Origin of the sequence: Cryobacterium sp. BB736 (assembly GCF_014980265.1) — a bacterium.
GTDB lineage: Bacteria > Actinomycetota > Actinomycetes > Actinomycetales > Microbacteriaceae > Terrimesophilobacter.
Window position 1 is genome coordinate 415,349 of sequence record NZ_JABXWQ010000004.1, and the last position, 12,910, is coordinate 428,258.

General features: G+C 62.0%; 7 protein-coding genes and 3 rRNA genes. 1 reads left to right on the top strand and 9 read right to left on the bottom strand.

Annotation, left to right across the window (positions count from 1 at the left end; all coding sequences use genetic code 11):
- Nucleotides 1–12: 12 nt before the first annotated feature.
- From IRG63_RS11465 to tyrS, 9 genes are all read right to left on the bottom strand, one after another.
- On the bottom strand, nucleotides 13–804 hold the full coding sequence (locus IRG63_RS11465) for a TlyA family RNA methyltransferase (protein WP_168627608.1): 792 nt from the start codon (nucleotides 802–804) through the stop codon (nucleotides 13–15).
- A 39-nt stretch (nucleotides 805–843) separates the two neighbouring features.
- Nucleotides 844–2,022, bottom strand: a complete 1,179-nt coding sequence (locus tag IRG63_RS11470; protein WP_168627609.1) for a hypothetical protein — start codon at nucleotides 2,020–2,022, stop codon at nucleotides 844–846.
- Nucleotides 2,023–2,171: 149 nt separating this feature from the next.
- Complete coding sequence (locus IRG63_RS11475; RefSeq protein ID WP_168627610.1) at nucleotides 2,172–2,327, bottom strand: hypothetical protein; 156 nt, start codon at nucleotides 2,325–2,327, stop codon at nucleotides 2,172–2,174.
- A 20-nt stretch (nucleotides 2,328–2,347) separates the two neighbouring features.
- Nucleotides 2,348–3,397, bottom strand: a complete 1,050-nt coding sequence (locus tag IRG63_RS11480) for an HAD-IIA family hydrolase (RefSeq protein WP_193510203.1) — start codon at nucleotides 3,395–3,397, stop codon at nucleotides 2,348–2,350.
- The gene (locus tag IRG63_RS13840; RefSeq protein WP_210422828.1) at nucleotides 3,348–4,559 is read right to left on the bottom strand and encodes a primosomal protein; all 1,212 of its coding nucleotides are present in this window, start codon (nucleotides 4,557–4,559) and stop codon (nucleotides 3,348–3,350) included. The genes IRG63_RS11480 and IRG63_RS13840 overlap by 50 nt, the downstream gene beginning before the upstream one ends.
- A gap of 111 nt (nucleotides 4,560–4,670) precedes the next feature.
- Nucleotides 4,671–4,787 (bottom strand): 5S ribosomal RNA (gene rrf, locus IRG63_RS11490).
- A gap of 124 nt (nucleotides 4,788–4,911) precedes the next feature.
- Nucleotides 4,912–8,036 (bottom strand): 23S ribosomal RNA (locus tag IRG63_RS11495).
- Between the two features lie 427 nt (nucleotides 8,037–8,463).
- Nucleotides 8,464–9,986: ribosomal RNA gene (locus tag IRG63_RS11500) — 16S ribosomal RNA — on the bottom strand.
- Together the 16S, 23S and 5S rRNA genes form the textbook arrangement of a ribosomal RNA operon.
- 871 nt (nucleotides 9,987–10,857) lie before the next feature.
- A complete protein-coding gene (gene tyrS, locus IRG63_RS11505; protein WP_370566254.1) occupies nucleotides 10,858–12,156 on the bottom strand; it encodes a tyrosine--tRNA ligase in 1,299 nt (432 codons plus the stop codon).
- A 122-nt stretch (nucleotides 12,157–12,278) separates the two neighbouring features.
- Here tyrS and IRG63_RS11510 point away from each other — a divergent pair, with 122 nt between their 5' ends.
- The gene (locus IRG63_RS11510) at nucleotides 12,279–12,881 is read left to right on the top strand and encodes a DNA-binding protein (RefSeq protein WP_193510204.1); all 603 of its coding nucleotides are present in this window, start codon (nucleotides 12,279–12,281) and stop codon (nucleotides 12,879–12,881) included.
- Nucleotides 12,882–12,910: the final 29 nt, after the last annotated feature.

Genomic DNA, 12,910 nt, shown 5'->3' on the forward strand with positions numbered 1-12,910 from the left:
ACTCCTCCCGCTTCAACCGATCTCAGAGATCGTCTTCGTCCATTCTGTCGGATTGCGTCCTGCGCGTGCGCTCAGCCAGGCGAGAAACTCGTGGTTGCCAGCCGTTCCTGCAATCGGCGACGGTATGAGACCGGCGGTTCCGAGGCCCAGATCCCAAGCCGCCCAGAGCACCCCCGACACCGAGTCGGCCCACAGCGCCGGGTCCCGGACGACGCCCTCACGGATGCCGCCCCGACCCACCTCGAACTGCGGCTTGATCAGCACGACGTAGTCGGCATCCGCTCCCACCGACTCCACCAGCGCCGGCAGCACGGTGGTCATCGAAATGAAGGAGAGGTCGGCGACGACGAGGTCCGGATGTGCGGCGTCGGCGAAGCCGTCGAGTTCCTCGCGCGTCATGTAGCGGGCGTTGACCCCCTCGACGACGGTGACCCGCTCGTCGGCGCGCAGAATCGGCGCCAGCTGGGCGTGGCCGACGTCGAGCGCAATGACCCGCGCGGCACCGCGTTCGAGCAACACTTGCGTGAAGCCGCCTGTGGATGCGCCGACATCGAGCGCGGTGCGCCCGGCCGGGTCGATGCCGAACGCGTCGAGCGCGGCGATGAGCTTGTGCGCCGCGCGGCTGACCCAGTGGTCGGTGGCCGCGACGACAATCTCCTGGTCGTCGCGCACCTTGGCGGAGGACTTCACAACGGGCTGCCCGTCGACCGTGACGAGCCCGTCGGCGATCAGCCGGGCCGCTTGGTTGCGTGATGGGGCAAGCCCTCGCGCGGTGAGTGCCGCATCCAGCCGTTGCCCGGTCACTCGGGCATCCGATAAATCATGATGCCCGAGCGTACCGGGTCAGGCGGGGACGGACCCCCGCCTGCGAGTTGCTGCCAGGCCGAGGCCAAGCGCGAGCGCACCGAGCACGACCAGCGGCAGCGGCGACGTGCCGGTCGCCGCGAGCTGTGGCGCTGCCGGAGCCGTCGGCGGGGTGGCCGCTGGCATCGTGGTCGTTGCGAGGCCGTCCAGCACGCGGAAGATGTAACGGCCCGGAACGGTCGAATTCAGGCTGTTCGTGATGAGCGACTGTGCGCCACCGTCGACGAGGTTGTCGCGCGGTGTTGAGTCATCGCCCCCCATGCACTCTGCGCCAAAGGGATCGAACATGGTGGTGCTCCCATCGGTGCCGTTGATGCCGCCCATACCGATGCCGAGGTACTCCGCCGTGTCGCCTGCCGCATACGCATCCTCACACGCGTTTGCGTATCCGATCCACCAGTCGAGGGTGAAACCGTCGCTGGTCACTGCATCGTAGTTGTAGACCACTGTGACGTTCCCAGCCCCGTCGTCGACGAGAATGATCTGGTACGTGTTGAATTCGGTGTCGTCGTCCCAGGAGTACGTGGGGTTGTGGTACCAGGTGGCAGCGAATGCAGCCCTGCCGTCATAAGTGGTGTGCCCCCACGAGATCGAACTGCAATATTCGCCGCCCTGGTCAGCGAAGTAGAACGCTCCGAACTCACACGCGTCATTGATCGAGTCGGCGTCTGTGTCGATCGGCTCGTCCGAGTCCCGCGGGTCTTGGTCGTTGTTAAGCACCGCGAACGCGGCATACGACGTGCCCGTGCCGACCCAATCTGGGTCGGTGAACAGTATCGGCATCACGTCGTAGTCATCGCACCAGGCGCCTACTGTGGCATCCGTCGACGAGTAGAGGCAGAGACTCCCGTTTGAGCCGACGAACACCTCGTCGTAGTTGACTCCGGCAACGTTCACGACAAAGCCGAGCGGGATGCCGCTGCTCATCACACCGAAATCTCCGTCGATGTTTGCCGGGTTTCCGGCGCTGTCGAGGCCCCAGTAGTCGTCGTCACCGGTCACGGATGTGTACACATACAGCGGGTCTGCTGTGGGGGTGTATTCCGAACCGATCGGCGTGCCGTCAGGGTTGAACAGCACCGCTCCGTCGCCGTCCGCGGCGGACGCCGGAACTGCCGCTCCGAGCACGAGTAGCGCGCCCAATCCAACAGTCGTCACGATCTTTACGGCAGGGTGAGCAGACATCATCGTCCTCGGGTAATTTCGGGTAGTCGGCCCGCAGGGCGAGGGCCGACTAAAAGCTATCAGTGACGAAAGCCCGCGTTATACAACAGACGCCCCCAGTTCGGGGGTCGCGAACAACTGCCCTAGTCGAGCGCTTGCTGCAGTTCGTCGTGCAGTTGTGTGTAGGCGGCAGCTCGTTGCTCGAGCGGCTGATCCTCGATGAGGCGCAAGCGCGACAGCAGTGCGTCGGTCTCGTCCGGGCGTGATTGCTCCGCGTCAGGCACCTGTGGCTCATCCATCACGCTGCTCCTCTCTTCGCTCAAGCGTAAAGCTCCTCGGGGACTTCGAGGCCGTAAATCGCCAGGCCGCTCCCCCAGATCGCCGCGGCGCCCGCGCGCAGCAGGTCGGTCGGGTTGTCGCCGCGCTTCTCGATCGTGAGCACGTTGGCCGACATCCGAATCTGCGCGCCACGCACGGTCACCAGCCGGTCGCCGCGCCGATCGGTGGTCTCGACCGGGTGCGGGTACGGTTCGAACAGTTCGCGGAGGTCGTCGATCAGGTAGGTCGGGCGCGAGTTCTTGCCGGCGGCGAGCACCTGCTTCGCGCGGTCGATCCCGGTGAGCACGAGCGCAGAAGGGATGCCCGCCCGGTTCGCGCCCAGGATGTCGGTGTCGAGCCGGTCGCCCAGGAAGAGCGGCGATGCGCCACCGAAGCGCGCTACGGCTTCCTCGAAGATCGCCACCTCGGGTTTGCCCGCGACCACCGGGAGCCGGGCGATGGCGGTGTGCACCGCGGAGACGAGCGTGCCGTTGCCGGGAGCCGTGCCGCGAGCGGTCGGCAGCGTCCAGTCGGTGTTGGTGGCGACCCACGGGCGCTCGGCACCCTCGCCCTGCAGCGCGTACGCGGCCTCGGCGAGTTCGACCCAGCCGACCTCCGGGGCGTAGCCCTGGATGACGGCGGCCGGGGTGTCCTCCGCCGAGGTTGTGACGCGGAACCCGGCGCGATCGAGTTCGCTGTGCAGGCCATCGCCGCCGACGGCGAGCACTGTCGAACCCGCAGGCACCAGCTCGGCCAGCAGGCGCACCGCCGCTTGCGGCGAGGTGACCACGTCATCCGGTGCGACGGTGAGACCGAGCGCAGTCAGCTGGTCGGCGACGGATGCCGGGGTGCGCGACGCGTTGTTCGTCACGTAGCCGACCGCGATCGACTCGTGCGCGCGGTTTATGCTCTCGACGGCATATGGGATCGCCTGATGCCCCTTGTAGACGACCCCGTCGAGGTCGGCGAGCAGGAGGTCAACCCCGTCGAGCGGGGTCACCTCACTCGTCTTCGGGGAGTTCCTCTTCAACAATCTCAATGGGTTCCTCATCGTCTTCATCGGCCGCCTGGGCCATGAGCGCCGCGGTGGCGCGGGTGGAGCGGGCGTACCACTGCTCCGCCTCGGTGGTGTGCCCGAGGTCCTCGAGCACAGTTGCGTAGGCGTCGAACAGGGCCGGGCTCCACGGGAACGCGCGCTCCGGGTCGAGTTGCGGGATCTGCAGTTCGACCAGGGCGGCATCGGTCTGTCCGAGGTCGAGGCGGGCACCGGACATCGCGATGGCGAGCTCGACCTGCACCTCCGTCGACAGCGTGGCGCGTGGCACCGTTCTGCCCAGCTCGAGCGCGCGCTCCGGGCGGCCGAGACCGCGTTCGCTGTCGACCATCATCGGCAGCTGGTCGTCGCGACCGGAGATGCGTCGGTAGGTGCGCAGCTCGCGCAGCGCGAGGGCGTAGTCGCCGGTCGCGTACGCGGTGATCGCGAGCGTCTCCCGCACGACCGCGATGCGGCCGGCACGGCGCGCGGCGGAGACCGCATGCTCGTGGGCGAGCTTCGGGTCGGTGTCGATGAGGCGGGCTGTCATTACCAGGTGGCGGGCGACCCAGTCGGCGTTGTCTGCGCTCAGCGTCTTCAGCTGGGCGCGGGCGACCCGGTCGAGGTCCTTGGCCTGCACGTCATCCGGGATCTCCGGGGCGTCGTGGCGCGTGCGCACCGAGCGGAGGCCGAGCGGATCCTTGTCCTCCCGGATCTCGTCGCGCGCGTCACGGTCGCCGCGGGCCGGCTTGCCGTCGCGGGTCCACAGCCGCTTCTCGCCGTCGCGCTTCGGGCCGGCGTCACGCCGCGGTCGACCGGACCCCGCGCCTTCTGGCTTTCCGCGATAGGGACGGTCGCCATCGCGCTTCGGACGGTCGGACCCTGCGCCATCCGGTTTCCCGCGGTACGGACGGTCACCATCGCGCTTCGGACGGTCGGACCCTGCGCCATCCGGTTTCCCGCGGTACGGACGGTCGCCATCGCGCTTCGGACGGCCGGCGCCCGCCTCGTCGCTGCGAGGCCGTCGGTCGTTGTCCCGAGCGGGCCGACCCTGGGCATCCGCGTCCCGGCGAGGACGCCCCGAACCCTGTGGCTTGCCTTTCGCCGGTCGCGCCGATCCGGGACGGCCGTTCTTCGGCGGTCCACCTGGACGCTTCGGGCGATCGGGGGTCTCAGCCACGGGTGGTGCTCCTTCGAGTTCATTCGGTGCTTCGACGCGCGATTCTTACGCCACGACGAAAGACCTTAACGCAAAATGGCCACCCTTATCGGGTGGCCATTTCACAAAGAAGTCCGGCGGTGTCCTACTCTCCCACAAGGTCCCCCTTGCAGTACCATCGGCGCAGAGAGTCTTAGCTTCCGGGTTCGGAATGTGACCGGGCGTTTCCCTCTCGCTATGGCCGCCGAAACACTATTGATTTATGTATCAGTTCATAGCCAAAGCCTTTCGGCTTCGGGTTGGTTCCCGACCGTAAATCGAGAACCACAAAGTGGACGCAAGCAACTACTCATTACTTCTCAAGGAAGTGAGTGTTATCAAGTTGTCGGCTTATTAGTACAGGTCAGCTGCACGAGTCGTTAGTCCTCGCTTCCACGTCCTGCCTATCAACCCAGTAGTCTACTGGGAGCCTCTCCCCCTAAGGGATGGAAATCTCATCTTGAAGCTGGCTTCCCGCTTAGATGCTTTCAGCGGTTATCCGTTCCGAACGTAGCTAATCAGCGGTGCTCTTGGCAGAACAACTGACACACCAGAGGTTCGTCCATCCCGGTCCTCTCGTACTAGGGATAGATCTTCTCAAATTTCCTACGCGCGCAGCGGATAGGGACCGAACTGTCTCACGACGTTCTAAACCCAGCTCGCGTACCGCTTTAATGGGCGAACAGCCCAACCCTTGGGACCTACTCCAGCCCCAGGATGCGACGAGCCGACATCGAGGTGCCAAACCATGCCGTCGATATGGACTCTTGGGCAAGATCAGCCTGTTATCCCCGAGGTACCTTTTATCCGTTGAGCGACAGCGCTTCCACAAGCCACTGCCGGATCACTAGTCCCGACTTTCGTCCCTGCTCGACCTGTCAGTCTCACAGTCAAGCTCCCTTGTGCACTTACACTCGACACCTGATTGCCAACCAGGTTGAGGGAACCTTTGGGCGCCTCCGTTACTTTTTAGGAGGCAACCGCCCCAGTTAAACTACCCACCAGGCACTGTCCCTGAACCGGATCACGGTTCGAAGTTAGATATCCAGAGTGACCAGAGTGGTATTTCAACAATGACTCCACGAACACTGGCGTGCCCGCTTCAAAGTCTCCCACCTATCCTACACAAGCCACACCGAACACCAATACCAAGCTGTAGTAAAGGTCACGGGGTCTTTCCGTCCTGCTGCGCGTAACGAGCATCTTTACTCGTAGTGCAATTTCGCCGAGTTCGCGGTTGAGACAGCTGGGAAGTCGTTACGCCATTCGTGCAGGTCGGAACTTACCCGACAAGGAATTTCGCTACCTTAGGATGGTTATAGTTACCACCGCCGTTTACTGGGGCTTAAATTCACAGCTTCGCCTTACGGCTAACCGTTCCTCTTAACCTTCCAGCACCGGGCAGGCGTCAGTCCGTATACATCGTCTTGCGACTTCGCACGGACCTGTGTTTTTAGTAAACAGTCGCTTCCCACTGGTCTCTGCGGCCATACAGCGCTTCCGGGAGTAAATCCCTTCACGCCTCAGGCCCCCCTTCTCCCGAAGTTACGGGGGCATTTTGCCGAGTTCCTTAACCACGATTCTCTCGATCTCCTTAGTATTCTCTACCTGACCACCTGTGTCGGTTTAGGGTACGGGCAGCTAGAACCTCGCGTCGATGCTTTTCTCGGCAGCATAGGATCATCGGATCTTGTCCTTGCGGACTCCCCTTCAGCTCTCAGCCTATGAGGGGGACGGATTTGCCTATCCCCCGGCCTACAGCCTTGGCCAGAGACAACCATCGCTCTGGACCGACTACCTTCCTGCGTCACACCTGTTAATACGCTAACCGCACCAGCACGGGGTCGAGCGTTAGGCCGGCCGCTTCACCCCGAAGGGATCCGTCAGCCGGATTAGGACTCTTAGCACTACTGGGTTGGTTTGGGCGGTTCTTCGCCGGTACGGGAATATCAACCCGTTGTCCATCGACTACGCCTGTCGGCCTCGCCTTAGGTCCCGACTTACCCAGGGCGGATTAACCTGGCCCTGGAACCCTTGGTCTTTCGGAGGACGGGTTTCTCACCCGTCTTTCGCTACTCATGCCTGCATTCTCACTCGTGTGGCGTCCACGGCTGGTTTCCACCGCCGCTTCACTCGCCACACGACGCTCTCCTACCACTCCGTGTGCCTGGACATCCTTGCGGATGCCTAGCTAATACACGAAATCTACAACTTCGGTGGTGTGCTTGAGCCCCGTTACATTGTCGGCGCGGAATCACTTGACCAGTGAGCTATTACGCACTCTTTCAAGGGTGGCTGCTTCTAAGCCAACCTCCTGGTTGTCTCTGCAACTCCACATCCTTTTCCACTTAGCACACGCTTTGGGACCTTAGTTGGTAGTCTGGGTTGTTTCCCTCTCGACGATGAAGCTTATCCCCCACCGTCTCACTGCTGCGCTCTCACTTACCGGCATTCGGAGTTTGGCTGACGTCAGTAACCTTGTAGGGCCCATCGGCCATCCAGTAGCTCTACCTCCGGCAAGAAACACGCAACGCTGCACCTAAATGCATTTCGGAGAGAACCAGCTATCACGAAGTTTGATTGGCCTTTCACCCCTATCCACAGCTCATCCCCTCGGTTTTCAACCCAAGTGGGTTCGGTCCTCCACGCGCTCTTACACGCGCTTCAACCTGGCCATGGATAGATCACTTCGCTTCGGGTCTAGGACATGCGACTGAATCGCCCTATTCAGACTCGCTTTCGCTACGGCTTCCCCACACGGGTTAACCTCGCCACATATCACTAACTCGCAGGCTCATTCTTCAAAAGGCACGCTGTCACCCCTGCTATGGAGGCTCCAACGGTTTGTATGCAAACGGTTTCAGGTACTATTTCACTCCCCTCCCGGGGTACTTTTCACCTTTCCCTCACGGTACTTGTCCGCTATCGGTCATCTGGGAGTATTTAGGCTTACCAGGTGGTCCTGGCTGATTCACACGGGATTTCTCGGGCCCCGTGCTACTTGGGATACTTCTCGAGTGCTAACTGCATTTCGACTACGGGGTTGGCACCCTCTATGACTGACCTTTCAAAGCCATTCGTCTATACAGCTCGCTGACTCTTGCAGTGCGGCAGCAACTGCTGAGAAGTCCCGCTACCCCGAACGTGCAACGCCTGCCGGCTATCACACACGTTCGGTTTGGCCTGTTCCGGTTTCGCTCGCCACTACTAACGGAATCGCGGTTGCTTTCTCTTCCTGTGGGTACTGAGATGTTTCACTTCCCCACGTTCCCTCTACCCGCCCTATATATTCAGGCGGGAGTCACCAGGTCGTCTTGCGACGCCTGGCGGGGTTTCCCCATTCGGAAATCCTCGGATCAAAGCTCTATTATCAGCTCCCCGAGGCTTATCGCAGATTTATACGTCCTTCTTCGGCTCCAGATGCCAAGGCATCCACCGTTTGCACTTAGAAACTTGATTTCACATGAGTATTTTGAATCGATCGCCGGCCCTAGAGCCGGAGATTGATCAATGATGGGACACCGCTAGGTGCCCCTATCTGTGATATCGAGATCTCAAAGAGATCCCTATATCTAAGATGCTCGCGTCCACTGTGTAGTTCTCAAATTACGGGCGGTACCCTTACGCGCCTGGATTAGACCAGGTCGACGAAAGGGTCCAGAGGATTCGTTTCCCACCTTTCGGTGAGGCCCGGTCCCTCAGGACCCAACAGCGTGCTTGTCGGTGTCGAGCTCGTGGCACTTTTCCAGTCCCGCAAGCGGGACGTACTGGGTGCCGGCGATCTCAGCGCCGACCATGTCAAAGTTCCACCCATGAGCTAACCACCTCGAAACATTCGCTCGAGTAGTGGCTCTGGACCAGGCAAGCCTGGTCAGATGCTCCTTAGAAAGGAGGTGATCCAGCCGCACCTTCCGGTACGGCTACCTTGTTACGACTTAGTCCTAATTACCGATCCCACCTTCGACAGCTCCCTCCTTGCGGTTGGGCCACTGGCTTCGGGTGTTACCGACTTTCATGACTTGACGGGCGGTGTGTACAAGGCCCGGGAACGTATTCACCGTGGCGTTGCTGATCCACGATTACTAGCGACTCCGACTTCATGAGGTCGAGTTGCAGACCTCAATCCGAACTGAGACCGGCTTTTTGGGATTCGCTCCACCTTACGGTATTGCAGCCCTTTGTACCGGCCATTGTAGCATGCGTGAAGCCCAAGACATAAGGGGCATGATGATTTGACGTCATCCCCACCTTCCTCCGAGTTGACCCCGGCAGTCTCCTTTGAGTTCCCACCATTACGTGCTGGCAACAAAGAACGAGGGTTGCGCTCGTTGCGGGACTTAACCCAACATCTCACGACACGAGCTGACGACAACCATGCACCACCTGTATACCGACCTTGCGGGGCGACTGTTTCCAGCCGTTTCCGGTATATGTCAAGCCTTGGTAAGGTTCTTCGCGTTGCATCGAATTAATCCGCATGCTCCGCCGCTTGTGCGGGCCCCCGTCAATTCCTTTGAGTTTTAGCCTTGCGGCCGTACTCCCCAGGCGGGGAACTTAATGCGTTAGCTGCGACACAGAATCCGTGGAATGGACCCTACATCTAGTTCCCAACGTTTACGGCATGGACTACCAGGGTATCTAATCCTGTTCGCTACCCATGCTTTCGCTCCTCAGCGTCAGTTACGGCCCAGAGATCTGCCTTCGCCATCGGTGTTCCTCCTGATATCTGCGCATTCCACCGCTACACCAGGAATTCCAATCTCCCCTACCGCACTCTAGTCTGCCCGTACCCACTGCAGGCCCGAGGTTGAGCCTCGGGTTTTCACAGCAGACGCGACAAACCGCCTACGAGCTCTTTACGCCCAATAATTCCGGACAACGCTTGCACCCTACGTATTACCGCGGCTGCTGGCACGTAGTTAGCCGGTGCTTTTTCTGCAGGTACCGTCACTTTCGCTTCTTCCCTACTAAAAGAGGTTTACAACCCGAAGGCCGTCGTCCCTCACGCGGCGTTGCTGCATCAGGCTTTCGCCCATTGTGCAATATTCCCCACTGCTGCCTCCCGTAGGAGTCTGGGCCGTGTCTCAGTCCCAGTGTGGCCGGTCACCCTCTCAGGCCGGCTACCCGTCGTCGCCTTGGTGAGCCGTTACCTCACCAACTAGCTGATAGGCCGCGAGTCCATCCTTGACCGAAATTCTTTCCAGCTCCTAGTCATGCGACTGAAGCTCGTATCCGGTATTAGCCACCGTTTCCGGCGGTTATCCCAGAGTCAAGGGCAGGTTACTCACGTGTTACTCACCCGTTCGCCACTAATCCAGCCGGAGCAAGCTCCAGCTTTCATCGTTCGACTTGCATGTGTTAAGCACGCCGCCAGCGTTCGTCCTGAGCCAGGATCAAACTCTCCGTAAATGTTTGATTGCACGGCAGCAAGCTGCCGGCACATCTAGTGCAACCTGTCCACCGGAAAGGGCGAACGGGCTGCAAGTTTGATACTGACAAGAACAAACATCATTGCTGACATTTGTTTGTTGTCTTAATTTTTTCCAAAGGAATCTCTTTGACTGACCGAAGTCAGCCAACGAGGTTTTTGGCATTTGACATGTGCACGCTGTTGAGTTCTCAAGGATCGGGCGCGCCTAGAATCTGACCTTCCGGTCTCGTTTTAGGGCAACTGCTCTAGCCTACCACCCACAGGGGTTCTCGCCTAATCGAGCGGCTTGCGGATCTTGGTGATCCGTTCCGCTGCGGGAGGCTGTTTCTCCTGGAGTGGGTTTTCCATCGTAGCTTGCCGACCACATCGCATCAAGTGCTTTTGTGTGCCGTTAGGCTGATGGTTTCGGTCCCGCTTGAGGCCGGAGAGCGCTTCGGCTCTTCCGCACCTTTGGGGTGACAAGTAAGAACATTACGGGGCTTTTGGCGCTTCGTGCAAATCACCGCGGCATCCCGGGCGTGTCGGCCCGGCTCAGGTTTTCGACCCCGTTTGGAAAGTGGCTGGTGGGGCGGCGTTTACCTTCGCGGGGGGCGGATTTCGGCCCGACTCGCGGCAGATCGGGTCGCGCGGGTGTTGTGTTCCTGCGCGGGTGCTGCAACACCCGCGCGAACACAGAACACCCGCGCTGGCGGAGCCGGCGCCCGGTGGCCCACCCCCTCGCGAGGCTCATCATCCAACCGCGAATGGCTCGCGCGGGTCGAACACTCACGCGCGGGTCGAATCAGACCCGCGCGTGGAAGGAACACCCGCGCGAGCGGGGATGCGCGCGGCGGCGCCGGGCACAGCAGGTCAGCTGACGCGCACGCCCGCGAGGGTCTTCTTGCCGCGACGCAGCACCGCGATCCCGCCGGCGAGCACGCGGTCGCCGATCGGCGCGTCCTCGGTGACTTTCTGGTTGTTCACGTAGACGCCGCCCTGCTCGATGGCACGGCGCGACTCCCCCAGGCTCGCGGTGAGCCCGGTGTCGACGAGCAGCTGCGCGACGGAGGCATCCGGTCCGCCCTGCGCCGACGGCAGCTCCTCGATCGCAGCGGCGAGAGTGGCCGCGTCCAGGGAGTCGAGCTCTCCCCGGCCGAACAGCGCCTCGGATGCCGCGATGGCAGCATCCGTCGCATCCACCCCGTGCACCATGGTCGTCACCTCGACGGCCAACCGCTTCTGGGCCGCACGCTTGAATGGCTCGTCGGCTACCGCCCGCTCGAGCTCCTCGATCTCGTCCCGGCTGAGGAAGGTGAACACCTTGAGCCGCGAGATGACGTCGGCGTCATCGGTGTTGAGCCAGAACTGGTAGAAGCGGTATGGGCTGCACATCTCGGCGTCGAGCCAGATGGCGTTGCCCTCGCTCTTGCCGAATTTGCTGCCGTCGCTGTTGGTGATCAGCGGCGTGCCGATCGCGTGCGCGGAGACGCCCTCGGCCTTCCGGATGAGGTCGGTGCCGCTGGTCAGGTTGCCCCACTGGTCGCTGCCGCCGGTCTGCAGGACGCAGCCGTAGTTGCGGTACAGCTCGAGGAAGTCCATGCCCTGCAGCACCTGGTAGCTGAACTCGGTGTAGCTGATCCCCTCGCTCGAGTTCAGCCGGGCGCTCACGGCGTCCTTCTTCAGCATGGTGCCGACCCGGAAGTGTTTGCCCACCTCGCGCAGGAAGTCGATCGCCGACATCGGCGCCGTCCAGTCGAGGTTGTTCACGATGCGCGCGGCGTTCTCGCCGTCGAAGCTGAGGTACCGCGAGATCTGTCCGCGCAGGTTCTGCACCCACTCGGCGACGGTGTCCTTGGTGTTGAGGGTGCGCTCGGCCGTGGGCCTGGGGTCGCCGATGAGTCCGGTGGATCCGCCGACCAGGCCGAGCGGCTTGTGCCCGGCCAGCTGCAGCCGGCGCAGCAACAGGATCTGCACGAGGTTGCCGAGGTGCAGGCTCGGCGCCGTCGGGTCGAAGCCGCAGTAGTAGGTGATCGGCTCCCCCGCGAGCAGGGTCTTCAGTTCGCCGACGTCAGTCGAGACGTGCACGAGTCCGCGCCAGAGCAGCTCCTCCCAGATGTCGGGGAAGCTGTCATCGTTGCGCTGTGAATCGAGGACTTCGGATGCTGCGATGTCTGACACGGCAATAACGCTAGCAGCGAATCGATAATCAATACTGAATGGTTGATCTGCTCAAATCATGCTTGTAGGGTTGAGTTTGTCGAATCAAGTCGCCGAGTTTGATGGAGGAGCGGATGTTTGTCATCACCGCGGATCAGGTCGACAGCCGCAGCACCCGCGACCTCGTGGGTGAGGTCGTCGCGGACCTCAACAAGCGCCTGAAGAAACAGCTCACGCTGGCCGCCGATCGAACCGCCGGTGATGAGCTGCAGCTGCTGGTCGACAGGGCCGAGACCGCGCTCGATGTCGTGCTGCAGCTGACCCGGAGCGGCCGTTGGAGCGTCGGCTGCGGAGTCGGTGCCGTCGCCGAGCCGCTCCCCCGCAGCATCCGGGAAACCACCGGCGACGCTTTCGTCGCTGCGCGCGCCGCGGTCGATCGCGCCAAGCGGCGGCAGACCCGGTTCGCGCTCGAGGGCACACATGGGAGCGCACCGGATGCCGAGGCTCTCATCGACCTGCTGCTCGTGCTCCGCTCCCGCCGCAGCGACGAGGGGTGGGAGATCGTGGACCTCGTCTCGGCCGGGATGACCCAGGCTGCTGCCGCGAAGCAGCTCGGCATCACCCCGCAGGCCGCCAGCAAGCGCGCGCTGGCGGCGGAACTGCGGGCCGAGCAGGCGGCCATCCCCGCCCTAACGCGCCTGCTCGACAATCTCGGCCTTGCCGCAAGCAATCCCTGACCGCGTGATCGCCCGGGTTAGGCTCTGAC

What these genes read in the sequence shown, in the direction of transcription:
- IRG63_RS11475 (WP_168627610.1), bottom strand. Translation starts at nt 2,327, where the DNA reads ATGGATGAGCCACAGGTGCCTGACGCGGAGCAATCACGCCCGGACGAG.
- IRG63_RS11480 (WP_193510203.1), bottom strand. Translation starts at nt 3,397, where the DNA reads ATGAGGAACCCATTGAGATTGTTGAAGAGGAACTCCCCGAAGACGAGT.
- IRG63_RS11510 (WP_193510204.1), top strand. Translation starts at nt 12,279, where the DNA reads ATGTTTGTCATCACCGCGGATCAGGTCGACAGCCGCAGCACCCGCGAC.